14 protein-coding genes are annotated in these 17,239 nt (G+C 70.6%); 11 read left to right on the forward strand and 3 right to left on the reverse strand.

Annotation, left to right across the window (positions count from 1 at the left end):
• Nucleotides 1-59 precede the first annotated feature (59 nt).
• Nucleotides 60-1,019 carry a multicopper oxidase domain-containing protein gene (locus AOK01_RS32050; RefSeq protein ID WP_055517867.1) on the reverse strand — a complete coding sequence of 320 codons (960 nt, stop codon included), beginning with the start codon at nt 1,017-1,019 and terminating at the stop codon, nt 60-62.
• A gap of 374 nt (nt 1,020-1,393) precedes the next feature.
• Between AOK01_RS32050 and AOK01_RS32055 the strand changes: the two genes are divergently transcribed.
• Together AOK01_RS32055 and AOK01_RS32060 are read left to right on the forward strand one after the other, a co-directional pair.
• On the forward strand, nt 1,394-3,898 hold the full coding sequence (locus AOK01_RS32055) for a ThuA domain-containing protein (protein WP_079103931.1): 2,505 nt from the start codon (nt 1,394-1,396) through the stop codon (nt 3,896-3,898).
• Nucleotides 3,899-3,981: 83 nt separating this feature from the next.
• A complete protein-coding gene (locus AOK01_RS32060) occupies nt 3,982-6,177 on the forward strand; it encodes an OmpL47-type beta-barrel domain-containing protein (RefSeq protein ID WP_055517869.1) in 2,196 nt (731 codons plus the stop codon).
• A 93-nt stretch (nt 6,178-6,270) separates the two neighbouring features.
• Here AOK01_RS32060 and ligD read toward each other — a convergent pair whose 3' ends face one another.
• Nucleotides 6,271-7,299, reverse strand: a complete 1,029-nt coding sequence (ligD, locus tag AOK01_RS32065; protein ID WP_055517852.1) for a non-homologous end-joining DNA ligase — start codon at nt 7,297-7,299, stop codon at nt 6,271-6,273.
• A 114-nt stretch (nt 7,300-7,413) separates the two neighbouring features.
• Between ligD and AOK01_RS32070 the strand changes: the two genes are divergently transcribed.
• Nucleotides 7,414-8,478 (forward strand): ATP-dependent DNA ligase, encoded by a 1,065-nt coding sequence (locus AOK01_RS32070; RefSeq protein ID WP_055517872.1) that lies wholly within the window; start codon nt 7,414-7,416, stop codon nt 8,476-8,478.
• A 141-nt stretch (nt 8,479-8,619) separates the two neighbouring features.
• Nucleotides 8,620-9,585, forward strand: coding sequence for a DUF3048 domain-containing protein (locus AOK01_RS32075; protein WP_245702509.1), 966 nt, complete (start codon nt 8,620-8,622; stop codon nt 9,583-9,585).
• A gap of 45 nt (nt 9,586-9,630) precedes the next feature.
• Here AOK01_RS32075 and AOK01_RS32080 read toward each other — a convergent pair whose 3' ends face one another.
• Nucleotides 9,631-10,125 (reverse strand): MarR family winged helix-turn-helix transcriptional regulator, encoded by a 495-nt coding sequence (locus tag AOK01_RS32080; RefSeq protein WP_055517854.1) that lies wholly within the window; start codon nt 10,123-10,125, stop codon nt 9,631-9,633.
• A 238-nt stretch (nt 10,126-10,363) separates the two neighbouring features.
• Between AOK01_RS32080 and AOK01_RS32085 the strand changes: the two genes are divergently transcribed.
• From AOK01_RS32085 to pcaDC, 7 genes are all read left to right on the forward strand, one after another.
• Nucleotides 10,364-11,146 carry a CoA transferase subunit A gene (locus tag AOK01_RS32085; RefSeq protein WP_055517856.1) on the forward strand — a complete coding sequence of 261 codons (783 nt, stop codon included), beginning with the start codon at nt 10,364-10,366 and terminating at the stop codon, nt 11,144-11,146.
• Nucleotides 11,146-11,829: a CoA transferase subunit B gene (locus AOK01_RS32090; protein WP_055517858.1), complete on the forward strand. Its 684-nt coding sequence runs from the start codon at nt 11,146-11,148 to the stop codon at nt 11,827-11,829. Before AOK01_RS32085 ends, AOK01_RS32090 begins: the two co-directional genes overlap by 1 nt.
• A complete protein-coding gene (locus tag AOK01_RS32095) occupies nt 11,826-13,028 on the forward strand; it encodes a thiolase family protein (RefSeq protein ID WP_055517860.1) in 1,203 nt (400 codons plus the stop codon). The genes AOK01_RS32090 and AOK01_RS32095 overlap by 4 nt, the downstream gene beginning before the upstream one ends.
• An 8-nt stretch (nt 13,029-13,036) precedes the next feature.
• Nucleotides 13,037-13,855: a protocatechuate 3,4-dioxygenase subunit beta gene (gene pcaH / locus AOK01_RS32100; RefSeq protein WP_055517862.1), complete on the forward strand. Its 819-nt coding sequence runs from the start codon at nt 13,037-13,039 to the stop codon at nt 13,853-13,855.
• 2 nt (nt 13,856-13,857) lie between these two features.
• The gene (gene pcaG, locus AOK01_RS32105) at nt 13,858-14,439 is read left to right on the forward strand and encodes a protocatechuate 3,4-dioxygenase subunit alpha (protein ID WP_055517863.1); all 582 of its coding nucleotides are present in this window, start codon (nt 13,858-13,860) and stop codon (nt 14,437-14,439) included.
• A complete protein-coding gene (gene pcaB, locus AOK01_RS32110; RefSeq protein WP_055517865.1) occupies nt 14,436-15,824 on the forward strand; it encodes a 3-carboxy-cis,cis-muconate cycloisomerase in 1,389 nt (462 codons plus the stop codon). The genes pcaG and pcaB overlap by 4 nt, the downstream gene beginning before the upstream one ends.
• A gap of 74 nt (nt 15,825-15,898) precedes the next feature.
• The gene (gene pcaDC / locus AOK01_RS32115) at nt 15,899-17,014 is read left to right on the forward strand and encodes a bifunctional 3-oxoadipate enol-lactonase/4-carboxymuconolactone decarboxylase PcaDC (RefSeq protein WP_055517874.1); all 1,116 of its coding nucleotides are present in this window, start codon (nt 15,899-15,901) and stop codon (nt 17,012-17,014) included.
• The last annotated feature ends 225 nt before the right edge of the window (nt 17,015-17,239 follow it).

Raw genomic sequence — 17,239 nt, forward strand, 5'->3', positions numbered from 1 at the left:
CACCCGAATCACCACCCAAGCCACCCCACCACCCCACCCGGCCAACCCAAGTGGAACGCTCAGTGCGAGTGGGGCTCGTACCCCGGAATCGTCCCATCCGCCTTCTTCACCAGGAACAGCCCCGCCATCCCCATGTCCGAGTGGCTCTGCACATGGCAGTGGTACATCCACGCGCCGGCCCCGACCCCCTCCCCCGCGATCACCTGGAAGCCGAACGAGTCGGCGGGCCCCACGATCTTGTTGTCGATGACCTGACTCGGGTCGTCGGGGCCGGTCAGCATCCCGGTGCGGTTGTCCGCCCAGCGATGACCGTGCACGTGGAACGTGTGGTAATACTCGCCGTGCGTGATCATCACGAACTCGACGCGATCGCCCACGGTGGCCTCGAAGTTGGGGCCCTCATGGGCGGGCTTGTTGTTGATCATCATGTCGTTGAAGACGACGGTGAGGGTCTTGTCGGGGAGGATGTCACCCTTGCGGCGGACGATCACCGGACCGTAGAGACCGTTGCGGATGCCGCCCGTACCGTGCTCGGTGCCGACGACATGGTCGTGGTAGTGCCAGTACCCCGCGCTGCCCGCCCGCCAGGTGCCGTCCTTGCGGCGGCCGGGGACATGGGTGCGCCAGGTGTACGTACGGGTGTCGCCCGGCTCGACGTGGGACCGGCTCAGCTTCGTGCCGTCGCTCGACGTCTCGTAGTCCAGGCCGTGGACGTGCAGGCTCGCCGCCACGTCCATCGTGTTCTCGACCTCGATGTGCAGGGTGTCGCCCTCGTTGAGCTCGATCAGCGGGCCGGGGATCGACGCCTCGCCCTTCTCGAACCCGTAGCCCATCCGACCGCCGGCGAGCTTCTCGATGTAGAGCTTGATCCGCCTCACCTCGCCGCCCGCCGGGGCGGTCCTCGCCGCGCTCTCGGCGGGTGCCGCATCCTGCGCGGCGACGAATGACAACGATGTCGCGACCGTGGCCACTGCAGCTCCGCCCAGCATCATCCGCCGGCTGAAGCCTCGCCTGTCCATGACACTCACGCCATCCGTACCATCCGTGCCATTCGCGTCGTCCACGTCGCCGTTGTCGCTGATGTCACCGATGTCGCCCATGGTGGTGCTCATGCCCAACTCTCCCAACCTGCAACGCAATTGACGGATCAACGGAATCGCCGGAACCGAGTGACAGAGACGAACTGGGCAGACGCTAGTGGCATCGTCTTCGTTTATCCACACTCAGGACAAAGTTTGTGCGATCCCGGTCATAGCTATTGGCGAGTTCCGCGAAAAGGTCTAGCTTCCATGGCGCTGTTGCTGTGACGCGAGTGAGCCGAAGGGGCGTGACACAGGCTGGAGCGCCCCGGCGGCGACCGATTCCAAAAGGGACCAGAGGGGTGGGTGACCACATGCGGCTCACACCGCATCAAACGCCTTCAACGGTACGAAGGGTGAGCAGAGCCAGACGGAGAGGCTGGGCGGCCGCGCTGGCCGCCGGAGTCGTCGCCGCGGGTGTCCTCTCGGGGCCGGCCGCGAGTGCGCGCCAGGCGCCCGAACCACCACTGACAACGATGTCGATCAAGTCGCCACCCGGCGGCGCCAACGTACGCGTGCTGATCTTCCACGGGTCCGCGGCCGGCGAGGAGTCGCCCGTCGTCAACGCCGGTATCGAGGCGATCGAGGACATCGGTCAGTCCGGCCCCGCGGCCGGGCGCTTCAACGTGACGGCCACGGACGACGCCTCGGTCTTCACCAACGAGACGAAACTCGGCCGCTTCAACGCCGTCGTCTTCCTGACCGGCGGCGGAGACGTCCTCGAACCGGAGCAGGAGGCCGGTCTTGAGGCGTACATGGAGGCCGGCGGCGGCTTCCTCGGCATCCATGACGCGGCCCGCGCCGAGCCGTACTCGGACTGGTTCACCGGACTCGTCGGCGCCCGTCCGGCGGCCGGCAGCCCGACCAACGTACAGCGGGCGACCGTCGAGGTCGGCGACCGGCAGCATCCGGCCACCAAGGACCTGCCGCTCCAGTGGAAGCGTCCCGACCAGTGGCTGAACTGGGTCAAGAACCCGTCCGGCGACGTGCACACCGTGGCCCGCGTCCGCGAGTCGACGTACCAGCCGGGCACCGGCGCCAACGGCGCGGACCACCCGGTGTCCTGGTGCCGTGACTACGACGGCGGCCGCTCCTTCTACACCGGTATGGGCGGCACGGTCTCCTCGTACGACGAGACGGACTTCCGCGCCCATCTGCGCGGGGCGCTCAACTGGACGACCCGGATCTCCCGGGCCGACTGCAAGGCCACGATCAACTCCAACTACAAGGCGGAGCGGCTGACCCAGCCGAACCAGCCGGGCCAGAACGACCAGATCGGCGAGCCGCACGGCCTGGTCACCGCGCCCGACGGCCGCGTGTTCTACATCGGCCGCGGCGGCGCCGACTCCTCGCAGCCCGTGATCACGGACTGGAACAACCCGGACATCGGCAAGGGCAAGGGCGAGATCCACGTCTACGACCCGAAGACCAAGAAGGTCACGCTGGCCGGCGCGCTCACCGTCTTCGGCAACAAGGGCGGCGGCGACGAGCTCGTCAAGGTCGAGGAGGGCCTGCTCGGCATCGAGCTGGACCCGCGGTTCGCGGAGAACGGCTGGGTGTACCTGCACTACACGCCGCACTCCCGGATCAACCGTGACACGCAGATGGCCGAGCGCTACGTCTCCCGCTTCACGTACAACTCGACCACCAGCAGGCTGGACATGAGCAGCGAGAAGGTCCTGCTCAAGTGGCCGGTCCAGATCCACAGCTGCTGCCATTCGGGCGGCGGCCTGGCCTGGGACTCCAAGGGCAACCTCTACATCGCGACCGGCGACAACAACTCCAGTGGTTTCAGCGACGGTTACTCGGGCAACAACCCGCAGCCGAACTACAAGGGTGTCTCCTTCGCGGACGCGCGCCGCACGGCGGGCAACACCAACAACCTCAACGGCAAGATCCTGCGCATCCACCCGGAGCAGGACGGCACGTACACCCTGCCCGAGGGGAACCTCTTCACGGGCAAGGAGACCGCCGAGGGCGGCGGCAAGACCCGCGGTGAGATCTATGTGATGGGCGTCAGGAACCCGGCGCGCATCTCCGTCGACAAGAAGACCGACACGCTGTACGCGGGCTGGGTCGGCCCGGACGCCGGGTCGCCGTCGACGACCTGGGGTCCGGCGAAGTACGACACGTTCGCCGCGATCACCAAGCCGGGCAACCACGGCTGGCCGTACTGCATGGGCAACAAGCAGCCCTACCGGGACCGCAACCTGCCCGATCCGACGAAGCCGCTCGGCTGGTACAACTGCGACGCCCCGAAGAACGAGTCGCCCAACAACGACGGTCTCGTCAACCTCCCGCCGATCACCGGGAACACCATCTGGTACTCGCCCCAGGGCGGCGGACCCGACTTCCCGCGCGACGCCAACGGCATCCCGTCGTACAAGACGGCGGACCAGAAGTTCCTGCTGCCGTGGCTGAAGGGCGGCGGCCAGGCGGCCATGGACGGTCCCGTCTACCGGTACGACGAGACGAGGGCCAGTGAGGGCAAGTGGCCCTCGTACTGGGACGGCAAGTGGTTCGTGGGCGACTTCTACGACGCCGACCAGCCGCGGCACGCCGTGCTCCTCGACCCGAAGACGGCCGGGCAGGGCGGCATTCCGGTGCACGCCGAGTCCCTGAAGAAGATCATTCCCATCGGCAACGACGGCATCAAGAACCTCATGGACTGGAAGTTCGGCCCGGACGGCACGCTGTACGTCCTCGACTACGGCCGTGGCTTCTTCACATCGGACTCCAAGTCCGCGCTGTGGCAGGTGACGTACAAGGGCGGCGGCCCCACTCCCGCCGCCGATCAGCTGGCCAGGGAGGCGCAGTGACGAGCGTGACGACCATCCGGACCACCCGGACCACCCGGACCACCCGGTCCATTCGGTCCATCCGAAGGCGAAGAAGCGGACGGCTGTGGACGGCGCTGTTTGCGTCGCTGCTGATGGTGCTGGGCCTCGCCGTCACCTCGGCGTCCGGCCAGACCGACAACACTCCGGCCGCCGCGGGCGCCGCGGCGCAGACCCTCACCTGGACGGCCGGCGACGACATCACCAAGTACGCGTCCGCGCCCACCACGGCGGTCGCGGGACCGACGACGATCGTCTTCGAGAACAGCACGGCGACCGGCAACACCATGGGCATGCCGCACACGTTGACGTTCGACGTGTCCGACCCGGAGTACCAGAACGACGTCCCGCTGAACATCCTGGCCAACCCGAACGACAGCCAGGGCGGCCGGCACACGGCCGAGGTGACCCTCACGCCGGGCCGGTACCGCTACTTCTGCACCATCCCAGGGCACGGTCAGATGCAGGGCATCCTCGTGGTCACGGAGGGCACCGGCGAGGACACGACGGCGCCCGAGACCGCGGCGAAGGTGACCGGTGCGCAGAACGCGGACGGCGCGTACGTCGGTTCGGCGACCGTGACGCTCAGCGCGACGGACGCCGGTTCGGGCGTGGAGCGGATCGAGTACGCGATCGGTGACGCGGGTGCCTGGCAGCCGTACACCACGCCCGTGGTGATCGATCAGGTCGGCGCCCAGAAGGTCCGCTACCGGGCCCTCGACAAGGCAGGGAACACATCCGCGGAGAAGGCGGCGGAGTTCTCGGTGGTGGCCCCGGACACGGGCGACACCACGGCGCCGGACACCTCGGCCGCCGTGAGCGGCGAGCAGAACCCGCAGGGCGAGTACGTCTCCATGGCGACCGTCACGGTGACGGCCTCCGACACCGGTTCCGGCGTCAACACCATCGAGTACGCGCTCGGTGACTCCGGTGCCTGGCAGCCGTACACGGCTCCGGTGATGGTCCACGAGACGGGCGCGCACAAGGTGCGCTTCCGGGCCACGGACAAGGCGGGCAACGCGGCCGCCGAGAAGTCCGTGTCGTTCACCGTCGTCGCTCCGCCCGTCGAGGACACCACTCCCCCGGTGACCGGCGTGAGTGTCGAGGGCTCGAAGAACTCGGCCGGGGCGTACATCAACAACGCCAAGGTGACGGTGACCGCCACGGAGGCGCACGGCGGTTCGGGGGTGGACGCGATCGAGTACTCGCTCGACGGCGGTCCGTACCTCGCGTACACCGCTCCCGTGGTGGTGGACCGCGTGGGCGCGCACACGGTGGCGTACCGGGCGCGCGACAAGGCGGGCAACACCTCGGACGCCCGTACGGTGAGCTTCACGATCGCCCCGGGCGGCGGTGTGCCGGCGCCCAACTGCGCCGAGTACGACGAGCGGCTGACGGTCGTCGTGGGCACGGTCGACACGGGGGTGCCGAACCGGATCACCAACAGCCGGTGCCGCATCAACGAGTTGATCGAGGACGAGAAGGAGTGGACGTCCCACGCGCTGTTCCTCAAGCACGTGAAGACGGTCCTGGACGCTCTGCGCACGGACGGTGTCATCGTCCAGCGCGAGTACAAGCTGATCAACCAGGCGGCCAAGCAGTCGGGCATCGGAGAGCCCGGCCAGACCGAGGGGTACCGGACGATCCTCGACGGTACGCAGGGTTCCTTCGACAAGTGGGAGCACGTGGGCGGTGGTTCGTTCGCACTGAACGGCGACGGGTCCATCACCTCGGGTACGTCGATAGGCGGGCTCGGCATGCTGTGGTTCCCCGAGCGCAAGTACGCGGACTTCTCGCTGAAGCTCCAGTGGCGTGACGACGCGCCGGGCACGGGCAACGCCAACACCGGTGTGTTCGTGCGGTTCCCGCAGATCCACGACCACCCGGAGGAGCCGCGTCCCGAGTGGGCCGCGATCAAGTTCGGGCACGAGGTGCAGGTCTTCGACAGTCCCACCGGCGACATGTACAAGACCGGCTCTCTCTACGGCTTCGACCGGGTGGGTCTGGCCGGGGCCGGCGTCACCCAGAAGGGCACCTGGAACGACTACGAGATCCGCGTGGTGGACCAGCACTACTCGGTCTACCGCAACGGCGTGCTGATCAACGAGTTCGACAACACCGGTGGTCAGGAGTTCACCCCGCCCCGCTCGGACGACCCGGGCACGGACGGACGGCGGTTCTCCTCCGGCTACATCGGGCTCCAGGTGCACAGCACGACGGACGTGGCGTCGTACCGGGACGTCCGGATCAAGGAGTTGTGATCCCGTAGCAGGGCGCCTGCCTGAGGCCGGTCCTCAGGCAGGCACTGGCACTGTTCCTCAAGCAGGCGCTGATTCTCACGTAGGCGCTGCATATCAGGCAGTCGCAGGTCCGCTGTCCTTCCTGGCCCTGCTCGGCTGTACCCGCTTCGGCTCGCCCGGCATCTTCGGGTACTCGGGCGGGTACGGCAGATCGCCGAGTCCGTGATCGTGTTCGTCACGGCTCGCGAGTTCGAGCAGGGCTTCGAGGGAACAGGCGTGGTCGTCCATGTCCGCGTGCACGTCGCCGAGTTCGGCGAAGCGCGCGGGCATGGTGGCCAGGTCGAAGTCACGGGGTACGGCCTCGCCGACCTCGTCCCAGGTGAGGGGCGCCGACACCGGGGCGTGCGGGCGGGGGCGTACCGAGTAGGCCGAGGCGATGGTGCGGTCACGTGCCGTCTGGTTGTAGTCGACGAAGATCTTCTCGCCGCGCTGCTCCTTCCACCAGGCCGTGGTCACCTGATCCGGCATCCGGCGCTCCAGCTCACGTCCGGCGGCGATCGCGGCCCGGCGGACCTGGGTGAAGGTCCAGCGCGGTTCGATGGGCACGAAGACGTGCAGGCCCCGGCCGCCGGAGGTCTTGGGGAAGCCGCGCAGATCCCCGTACTCGTGGAGCACCTCGCGCAGTTCGTGGGCGGCGCGCACCGCGTCGGCGTAGTCGGTGCCCGGCTGCGGGTCGAGGTCGATGCGCAGTTCGTCGGGCCGGTCGACGTCGTCGCGGCGCACGGGCCAGGGGTGGAAGGTCAGCGTGCCGTACTGGGCGGCCCACAGGACGGCGGCGACCTCGGTGGGGCACATCTCGTCGGCGCTGCGGCCGCTGGGGAAGGTGATGTGCGCGGTGGGGATCCAGTCGGGCATGTTCTTCGGCGCCCGCTTCTGGAAGAAGGACTCGCCGCCCGCCCCGTCCGGGTAACGCTCCAGGGTCGTGGGCCGGTTCCGCAGTGCGCGCAGGATGCCGGGGCCGACCGCGAGGTAGTACTCGGCGAGGTCGAGCTTCGTGAAGCCGCGCTCCGGGAAGAAGACCTTGCCGGGGCTGGACAGCCGTACCGTCCTGCCCGCCGCCGCCAGTTCCACCGCGTCCGCCATGCGAGCCACGGTAGGCGTACCGCGTACACCGCGCACATCAGAAACGTGCAGAACAACGTACAGACGCAGTGCGCACAGCGGGCGAACGGTGCCGGGTCCGCGCAGAATCAGGGCATGGATCTGCCGGTGATGCCGCCCGTGAAACCCATGCTCGCCAAGTCGGTGGCGAGGATTCCGCCCGGCATGCACTACGAGGCGAAGTGGGACGGGTTCCGGGCGATCGTGTTCCGGGACGGGGACGAGATCGAGATCGGCAGCCGCTCCACGAAGTCACTGGTCAGGTACTTTCCCGAGCTGGTGGAGGCGCTGCGGGAGCAGCTGCCCGAGCGCTGTGTGGTGGACGGCGAGATCGTGATCGCGCGCGGCGGGCGGCTGGACTTCGACGCCCTCACGGAGCGCATCCATCCGGCGGCCTCCCGGGTGACGACCCTCGCCGGGCGGAACCCGGCGTCGTTCGTGGCGTTCGACCTGCTCGCGCTGGCCGACGAGCCGTTGCTCGACGTCCCGCTGTCCGACCGGCGGACCCTGCTGGAGACGGCGCTGTCCGGCAGCACGGCTCCGGTGCATGTGGCGCCGGCGACCACGGACATCGAGGTGGCGCGGCGGTGGTTCGAGCAGTACGAGGGCGCCGGGCTCGACGGGGTGGTCGCCAAGCCGCTCACCCTGCGGTACGGGCCGGACGAGCGCCTGATGTTCAAGATCAAGCACGAGCGCACGGCGGACGTGGTGGTCGCGGGCTACCGGCTCCACAAGAGCGGCCCCGTCGTCGGTTCGCTGCTGCTCGGCCTCTACGACTCCGGGGGCGCCCTGCAGCATGTGGGGGTCTGCGCGGCCTTCACGATGAAGCGGCGCGAGGAACTGATCGCGGAGCTGGCACCGCTGCGCATGGAATCGGCCACCGGGCACCCGTGGGCGGCGTGGGCCGAGGAGTCGGCGCACGAATCGGCGCGGCTGCCCGGCGCGCCCAGCAGGTGGTCGGGCAAGAAGGACCTGTCCTGGGTGCCGCTGCGACCGGATCTTGTGTGCGAGGTGGCGTACGAGCACATGGAGAACGGCGAGCGCTTCCGGCACACGGCGCGCTTCCGCCGCTGGCGCCCGGACCGTACGCCGGAGAGCTGCACGTACGCCCAGCTGGAGGAACCGGTCGGCTACGACCTGGCGGACATCCTGGGCCCGTGACCCACTCGGAGCAACGCACGCCTTCGATCTTGGCTCAATGGGTACGTACTCATTTAACCTATAACCTGAAAAACGAAGAAACGGGGCCTGGTGGCGACGCTGCGCATGAGACGGACGGGACCTGCGAGACGCTCCGCGGCGATGAGGACGACGCTGCTGGCCACCCTGCTGGTGGGTGCCGTGGCGACCGCCTGCACGAACGGCGGGTCACTCGACGACGGACGCGGAGAGATGCCGCCCCGCACCGACAGCACGGAGGGCGGCAGCACTCCGGCGAGCCCGGCGCCCCGCGCCGCGTCCCCGCTCGTCGTGAAGATCGACAACGCGCCCGAAGCCCGGCCGCAGACGGGCCTGGACGCCGCCGACCTGGTGTACGCCGAGCAGGTGGAGGGCGGCCTCAGCCGGCTGATGGCGGTGTACGCGACCCGGCTGCCGGACGCCGTCGGCCCGGTGCGCAGCGCGCGCGAGTCGGACCTGGAGCTGCTGCGCCAGTTCCACGAGCCGACCCTCGCCTTCTCGGGGGCGCAGACGGCACTGCTGCCGCTGATCGACAAGGCACCGCTGCGGACCGCGCTGCCGGAGGAGAAGACCGCCGCGTACTACCGGGGCCGGGACAAGCCCTCGCCGCACAATCTCTATCTGCGCCCCCGGCGGCTGCTGGCGTCCACGCCGGGTACCGACGCGCTGACGACGGGGTTCCGGTTCGGCGCGCCGCCCGCGGGAGGCACGGCCGAGCGGACCCGTACGGTCCGCTTCCCGGCGGCCCGCTTCACCTTCGACTGGTCGGGGGAGCAGCGGCGCTGGCTGGTGTCGATGGACGGCACGCCGACGGTCACGACCGGCGGGAAGCGGGCGGCCGCCTCGACGGTCGTCGTGCAGTACGTGAAGGTCCGTGAGTCGCGGTACCACGACTACCTCGGCAACAACACGCCGTACACGGAGACCGTGGGCTCGGGCACGGCGAAGGTGCTGCGCGACGGCAAGTCCTTCGACGCCGACTGGAAGCGCCTCTCGGCCACGGGGGGCACGGAGTTCACGACGAAGGACGGCACACCGATGAACTTCGCCGAGGGCCAGGTGTGGGTGGTGTTCGCAACGGCCCCGTAAGGGGCGCGGGGAACTGCGCGGCCCGCCCCCACCGGGCCCGCGGGCTCACACCACGCCGCCGGCGAAGGGCTCACCCCTGGTGACAAGGGGCTCCCCACTCCCCGGATGGCGGAGCCCTTCCGCCGCGTCCGACACCCGCTGGATCAGGTCGAAGAAGAGCGCCTGCTCCTCGCCCGAGAGCGGAGCCAGGAAGACCTGGTTCATCCGGGCCGTCCGCACCGTCAGTTTGCGGTGCACGCGCAGGCCTTCCTCCGTGAGGCGCAGCATGAAGCGGCGGCCGTCCTGGGGGTCGCGGACCTTGTCCAGGAGGCCGCGCCGGCCGAGCCTGCTGATGACCTCGGCGATGGTGGACCGGTCGAGGCCCACCCGCTCCCCCACCGTGCGCTGGTCGAGACCGGACTCGGCAACGAGCGCGTTCAGGACCGCGAACTGGGGCGAGGTGGTCTCCTCGGAGACCATCGTGTTCCACAGCAGGTAGTGCGCCTGCTGCAGCCGCCGGGCCAGGTGCCCGGGGTGGGCGGAGAGATCCACCGCGGCCATGAGCGCTCCTTATTCGTTGGTGCACTGAACGATACCGGGCAACCACTCTTCCTGCTCCCTCCCTGCCCCCTTCCCGCCCTCTCCCTGAAGGACGGTTCTGAGCTGGTGTTTCTGTCGAGGCCTTGACGGTTCACGGCCGGAATGGCAGCGTGTTCGAAACCTCGAAGTAATACTCAGTGCCCTGACTAATCGGGGCTGCGGGAACACGGGGACGTTCGGGAGAGATGGGGCTTCGCAGATGGACAAGGTGGTCTCCACAGCCGCCGAGGCTGTGGCCGACGTACCGGACGGCGCGACACTCGCCGTCGGCGGTTTCGGTCTCAGCGGTGTGCCGAACGTACTGATCCAGGCGCTGTACGAGCGCGGGGTCCGTGACCTGGGCGTGGTGTCCAACAACTGCGGGGCGATGGAGTCCGGCCTCGCGGTCCTCCTCGCGGCGGGCCGCATCGCCCGCGTCACCGGTTCGTACATCGGGGCCAACAAGGAGTTCGCGCGGCAGTACCTCGGCGGGGAGCTGGAGGTCGAGATGATCCCGCAGGGCACGCTGGCCGAGCGGCTGCGGGCCGGCGGCGCAGGCATCCCCGCCTTCTACACGCCGGCCGGTGTGGGCACACAGGTCGCCGACGGCGGGCTGCCCTGGCGCTACGACGGCGAGGGCGGCGTCGCGCTCGCCTCGCCCGCCAAGGAGGTCCGGGACTTCGACGGCACCCCGTACGTGCTGGAGCACGGCATCCGCACCGACTTCGCCCTGGTACGGGCCGCGAAGGGCGACCGGCACGGGAACCTCGTCTTCAACAAGTCCGCCCGGAACTTCAACCCGCTGGCGGCGATGGCCGGACGGGTGACGATCGCCGAGGTGGAGGAACTGGTGGAGCCGGGCGGGATCGACCCGGACGCGGTGCATCTGCCGGGCGTCTTCGTGCAGCGGGTCGTCGCGCTCACCGCGGAACAGGCCCACTCCAAAATGATCGAGCGGCGCACGGTCTCCGCGCCCGCCACCCAAGGAACGGTGCGCCGCTGATGGCCTGGAGCAGGGAAGAGATGGCCGCCCGCGCAGCGCGCGAACTCACCGACGGCCAGTACGTGAACCTGGGCATCGGGCTGCCGACGCTGATCCCGAACTACCTCCCGCCCGACGTGGAGGTGATCCTGGAGTCAGAGAACGGCATCCTGGGCACCGGCCCGTACCCGACCGAGGAGCAGGTCGACCCGGACCTGATCAACGCGGGCAAGGAGACCGTCACGGTCCTGCCCGGCGCCTCCTACTTCGACTCCTCGCTGTCCTTCTCGATGATCCGCGGCGGGCACATCGACGTCGCCGTCCTCGGCGCGATGCAGGTCTCCGCGGGCGGTGACCTGGCGAACTGGGCCGTGCCCGGCAAGATGATCACCGGGATCGGCGGGGCGATGGACCTGGTGCACGGCGCCCGGACCGTGATCGTCGTGATGACCCACACCGCCAAGGACGGTTCGCCGAAGGTCCTCGACACGTGCACGCTGCCGCTGACCGGCCGGGCCTGTGTCAACCGCGTCATCACCGACCTCGGCGTGCTGGACGTCACCTCCGACGGCCTGGTACTCGTCGAGACGGCACCCGGTGTCACGGTCGAGGAGGTCGTGGCCAGGACCGCCGCGAAGGTCCGCGTCGCCGACGACCTCGCCACAGACCTCACAGAAGAGCTCACCGAGGAGATCCAGCCGTGAAGGACGTCTACATCGTCGACGCCGTCCGTACGCCGTTCGGCAAGTACAACGGAAGCCTCGCCGCCGTCCGCCCGGACGACCTGGCCGCTCACGCCCTGCGTGAACTCCTCGCCCGCACCCCGGAGTTGGACCCGGCCCGGATCGACGACGTCTACTTCGGCAACGCGAACGGCGCCGGCGAGGAGAACCGCAACGTCGCCCGCATGGCGGGACTGCTCGCAGGACTGCCCACCTCCGTACCGGGAGTCAGCGTCAACCGGCTGTGCGCCTCCGGCCTTGAGGCCGTCATCCAGGCCGCGCGCGCCATCGCGCTCGGCGACGCCTCGATCGCCCTCGCCGGCGGCGTCGAATCGATGACCCGTGCCCCCTACGTCCTGCCGAAGAACGACAGGCCGTTCCCCGCCGGACACACCGAGCTGTACTCCACGACCCTCGGCTGGCGCATGGTCAACCCGAGGATGGACCCGCAGTGGACCATCCCGCTCGGCGAGTCCGCCGAACGCATCGCCGACAAGCACAAGATCACCCGCGAGCAGCAGGACGAGTACGCCCTCGCCAGTCACCACAAGGCCGCCGCCGCCCAGGCCGCGGGCCTGTTCGACGCCGAGATCGCCCCGGTCCCCGTCCCGCAGCGCAAGGGTGACCCGCTGTCCTTCGCCGCCGACGAATGCGTACGCGCCGACGCCTCCCTCGCCGCGATGGCCCGCCTCAAGCCGTCGTTCCGTACCGAGGGGGGCACGGTCACCGCGGGCAACGCCTCGCCCCTGAACGACGGTGCCGCGGCCCTGCTCCTGGTCGACGAGGAGGGCCTGGCGGCCACCGGCCGCGAGCCGCTGGCCCGGGTGTCCGCGTCCGGCGTCTCCGCGCTCGACCCGGATTACTTCGGCCTCGCCCCCGTCGAAGCCGTCAACCGCGCCCTCGCCAAGGCGGGCAGGACGTTCGACGACCTGTCGGCTCTCGAACTGAACGAGGCCTTCGCCGCCCAGGTCCTCGGCTGTGTCGCCGAGTGGCCCGAGTTCGACCCGGCCGTCCTCAACCCGCGCGGCGGGGCCATCGCCCTGGGCCACCCCCTCGGCGCCTCCGGTGCCCGCCTCGCCGGGACCGTCGCCCACCAACTCGCCCGGCAGGGCTCGGGAGTCGGCGTCGCCACCCTCTGCATCGGCGTCGGCCAAGGCCTCGCCCTCGTCCTGGAGCGTTAGGAACTCTCATGGCTCTCACGCAGTCGCGCACCCAACCGTCGGCACAGCCGCCCAGGCAACCTCTCACGCAGCCGGACATCGACGTCGAGATCGAGGATCACCAGGACGCGTACGACAAGGCGGTCGCCGGCGGCGCCCCGCTCCTGCACCACCCGCGCCGCGACTACGCCCCGTACCGCAGTTCCCTGTTGCGCCACCCGAAGCAGCCGCTGGTCACCGTGAGCGGCGGCGACCCGGAGACCGTCGAGCTGTCGGGGCCGGTGTTCGGTGTCACCGACATCACCGAGCACGACAGCGACCTGACCCTCCAGCACCGGGGCGAGCCGATCGGCGAGCGGATGACCGTCTCGGGCCGGCTGCTCGACCGGGACGGCCGGCCCGTACGCGGCCAGCTCGTCGAGATCTGGCAGGCCAACGCCGCCGGCCGGTACGCCCATCTGCGCGAGCAGCACCCGGCGCCGCTCGACCCCAACTTCACCGGCGTGGGGCGGACCCTGACGGACGATCAGGGCCGGTACGCGTTCACCACGATCAAGCCGGGCCCCTACCCGTGGGGCAACCACACCAACGCGTGGCGGCCCGCGCACATCCATTTCTCGGTCTTCGGCACCGCGTTCACCCAGCGGCTCGTGACGCAGATGTACTTCCCGAGCGACCCGCTGTTCCGGTACGACCCGATCCTGCGGTCCGTGACGGACGAGGCGGCCCGCGACCGGCTGATCGCCCGCTACGACCACGACCTGTCGCGGCCCGAGTTCTCCATGGGCTACGCCTGGGACATCGTCCTCGACGGTCCCTCCGCCACCTGGATCGAGGAAGGCCGTTGACCATGGCCGAGCGACTGCTCCCCACCCCGTCCCACACCATCGGCCCGTTCTACGGGCACGCGCTCCCGTTTCCCGACGGGGACCGGGTCGCTCCGCAGGGCCACCCGGACGCGATCAGCCTGCACGGGTACGTGTTCGACGGCGCGGGCACGCCGATCCCCGACGCCCTGCTCGACTTCTGGCAGGCCGCCCCCGACGGCTCGCTGACGGGTGCCCCCGGCTCGATGCGCCGCGATCCCTCGACGGGCGGCTTCCTGGGCCGCAACGGCGTCGACTTCACCGGGTACGGGCGGGTCCCCACGGACGCCGACGGACGCTACGCGCTCCACACGCTGCCGCCGGGCAACGCCGGGCTGCCGTACATCAGCGTGTGCGTGTTCGCCCGCGGCCTGACGCACCACCTCTTCACCCGCGCGTACCTCGCCGACGGCGCGGACCCGCTGCTCGACTCGCTGCCCGCGGACCGGCGCGCCACGCTGATCGCGACCGAGGACACCAACCGCGCGAACCGCACGAACCGGACGTACCGTTTCGACATCCGCCTTCAGGGCGAAGGCGAAACGGTCTTCCTGGAGTTCCAGTGACAGCAGCAGTCGACTCTGACGGATCCGGCGGGCTCGACGGGTCCGGCGGGTTCGACGCCGGGCTTCTCGCTCCCGGGCGGGCCGGCTCCGCCGCCGAGGCCGCGACCGGCGATGCCGCCTTCCTGCGGGCGCTCCTCGACGCGGAGGCCGCGCTCACCCGTGCGCAGGCCTCGCTGGGCCTCGCCCCGGCCGGGGCCGCCGCCGCGGTCACGGCCACGGCCGGCGCGGCGCGTTTCGACGTCCGCGCGCTCGCGCTGCGCGCACGGGCCGGCGGCAATCCGGTGATCCCGCTGGTCGCCGACCTGAGCGAGGCGGTCGGCGCGGAGCACGCCCCCTACGTCCACCGGGGCGCGACCAGCCAGGACATCATGGACACGGCCGCGATGCTGGTCGCGGTGCGCACGCTGGAGCCGGTCCTGGCCGATCTCGCCCGCGCGGAGCGCGCGCTGGCACGCCTCGCACGCGAGCACCGGGACACGGTCATGCCGGGGCGCACCCTCACCCAGCACGCCGTACCGACCACCTTCGGCCTGAAGGCGGCGGGCTGGCGTTCGCTGGTGCTGGACGCCAGGGACCGCCTGAAGGTCGTACGGGCCGGTCTGCCGGTCCAACTCGGCGGCGCGGCGGGCACGTTGGCGGCCTTCGCCGCGTACGGCGCCGCCGACACGGGAGCTCTCGTCGACACGGAGGCTCTCGTCGAGGCGTACGCCCGTGAACTGGGCCTCGCCGCACCGGTGTTGCCCTGGCACACCCTCAGGACACCGGTCGCCGACCTCGCGGGCGCCCTCGCCTTCACCGCGGGCGCCCTCGGCAGGACGGCCTCGGACGTGCTCACCCTCTCCCGTACGGAGATCCGCGAGCTGAGCGAGGGAGCGGGCGGCGGGTCCTCCGCCATGCCGCACAAGGCGAACCCGGTGCGCGCCACGCTGGTCGCCGCCGCCGCCCGCCGGGCACCGCAGCTCGCGGCGACGCTGTACGGGTCCCTGCCGGCCGAGGACGAACGGCCCGCCGGTGCCTGGCACGCCGAGTGGGAGCCCCTGCGTGACCTGCTCCGGCTGGTCGGCGGCGCGGCGCGGGACGCGGCCGAGCTGGCCGAGGGCCTCCGGGTCCACGCGGACGCGATGCGCGCCCATCTGGGCCTCACGCACGGCCTGCTCGTCTCCGAGCGGCTGTCGGCCGAGCTGGCGCCGGTGCTCGGGCGTGCCCGCGCCAGGGAACTGCTCACCGGGGCCGCCCGGCGGGCCACCGCCGAGGACCGGCCGCTCGCGGAACTCCTCGCCGAGGAGCCCGAGTTGAAGGACCTCGACCTGGCGGCCCTCACCGACCCGACCCAGTACACCGGCTCCGCGGGAGCCCTCACCGACCGTGCTCTGGAGCGAAGTTGACCAGCCAGACCAGCCAGACCAGTCAGTCCGGCCGGACCAGTCGGTCCGACCAACCGGCGCTGCCCGAGGGCAGCTTGTTGCAGCACCGCATCGAGGGGCCCGCCTCGGCTCCGCCGCTCGTCCTCGGCCCCTCCCTCGGCACGTCGGCGGCCCTGTGGGACAAGGTCGCGCCCGAACTCTCCGTCACCCACCGGGTGGTGCGCTGGGACCTGCCGGGCCACGGCGGCTCCCCCGGCGGACTGATCGGACCAGGAGCGACCGTCGCCGACCTCGCCGCGCTGGTGCTGGCGCTCGCCGACTCGCTCGGCATCGACCGGTTCTCCTACGCCGGTGTCTCGCTCGGCGGCGCGGTCGGGCTGCACCTCGCGGTCCACCACCCGGAGCGGGTGGAGAGGCTCGCCGTGATCTGCTCCTCGGCACACTTCAACGGCTCGAAGCCGTGGGAGGAGCGGGCCGCGCTCGTACGCGCCAAGGGGCTGGCCGAGCTGGCCGAGAGCGCCGACTCCCGTTGGTTCACGCCCGGTTTCACCGTTCCGCAGCTGGTCGAGGAACACCGGACGGCGGACCCGGACGCGTACGCCGCGTGCTGTGACGCGCTGGCGGCCTTCGACATCCGTGAGCACCTGTCGCGCATCGCGGCTCCCACGCTGCTCGTCGCCGGGCGCGAGGACCCGGCGACCCCGCCCGCGCATCTGCGCGAGATCGCGGACGCGGTGCCGGGCGCCGCGCTCGTCGAGATCCCGGGCGCCTCGCATCTCGCGCCCGCCCAGTGCCCGGGTGCCGTACTCACCGCGCTGCGCGCGCACTTCGACGGTGCCGCCGGGCGTGGGATGGAAGTGCGGCGGCAGGTGCTCGGTGACGAGCACGTGGACCGGGCGCAGGCTCGGCAGTCGGCGTTCACCGCGCGGTTCCAGGACTTCATCTCGCGGTACGCGTGGGGTGAGATCTGGACGGACGAGACGCTGGCCCGCCGTGAGCGCAGCATGATCACCATGACGGCGCTCGTGGCGCACGGGCACTACGACGAGCTGGCGATGCATGTGCGTGCGGCCCGTCGCAACGGGCTCACGCCGGAGGAGATCGGCGCGGTTCTCTTGCAGAGTGCTGTGTATTGCGGGGTTCCGGCTGCGAATTCCGCGTTCGCGGTTGCGCAGCGGGTGCTCTCCGAGGAGGACCTCTCCACGGGGTGACCTGCCGGTCGGTCGGGCGGGTTCGGGTGCGCCGGCGTGAGCACGCGGCTGCGGGTGCGCTGTGGCTGAGCGCGCAGTTCCCCGCGCCCCTAGGGCCCTTCTGATGGATCTCCGTGGGTGAAGGAGCGGCCGTCCGGTGCGTGCTCTCGGCGTACCGGGCACAGGCCCGCGTACTGGACGTACTTGGGTCTGTGCCCGGTGCGGCGAGTGGGCGTCGCCGGGCGT

It is taken from the genome of Streptomyces aurantiacus (assembly GCF_001418335.1).
Lineage (GTDB): Bacteria > Actinomycetota > Actinomycetes > Streptomycetales > Streptomycetaceae > Streptomyces > Streptomyces aurantiacus.

What these genes read in the sequence shown, in the direction of transcription:
- AOK01_RS32050 (WP_055517867.1), bottom strand. Translation starts at nt 1,019, where the DNA reads ATGGACAGGCGAGGCTTCAGCCGGCGGATGATGCTGGGCGGAGCTGCA.
- AOK01_RS32055 (WP_079103931.1), top strand. Translation starts at nt 1,394, where the DNA reads ATGCGGCTCACACCGCATCAAACGCCTTCAACGGTACGAAGGGTGAGC.
- ligD (WP_055517852.1), bottom strand. Translation starts at nt 7,299, where the DNA reads ATGGCGGACGCGGTGGAACTGGCGGCGGCGGGCAGGACGGTACGGCTG.
- AOK01_RS32070 (WP_055517872.1), top strand. Translation starts at nt 7,414, where the DNA reads ATGGATCTGCCGGTGATGCCGCCCGTGAAACCCATGCTCGCCAAGTCG.
- AOK01_RS32075 (WP_245702509.1), top strand. Translation starts at nt 8,620, where the DNA reads ATGAGGACGACGCTGCTGGCCACCCTGCTGGTGGGTGCCGTGGCGACC.
- AOK01_RS32080 (WP_055517854.1), bottom strand. Translation starts at nt 10,125, where the DNA reads ATGGCCGCGGTGGATCTCTCCGCCCACCCCGGGCACCTGGCCCGGCGG.
- AOK01_RS32085 (WP_055517856.1), top strand. Translation starts at nt 10,364, where the DNA reads ATGGACAAGGTGGTCTCCACAGCCGCCGAGGCTGTGGCCGACGTACCG.
- AOK01_RS32090 (WP_055517858.1), top strand. Translation starts at nt 11,146, where the DNA reads ATGGCCTGGAGCAGGGAAGAGATGGCCGCCCGCGCAGCGCGCGAACTC.
- pcaH (WP_055517862.1), top strand. Translation starts at nt 13,037, where the DNA reads ATGGCTCTCACGCAGTCGCGCACCCAACCGTCGGCACAGCCGCCCAGG.
- pcaG (WP_055517863.1), top strand. Translation starts at nt 13,858, where the DNA reads ATGGCCGAGCGACTGCTCCCCACCCCGTCCCACACCATCGGCCCGTTC.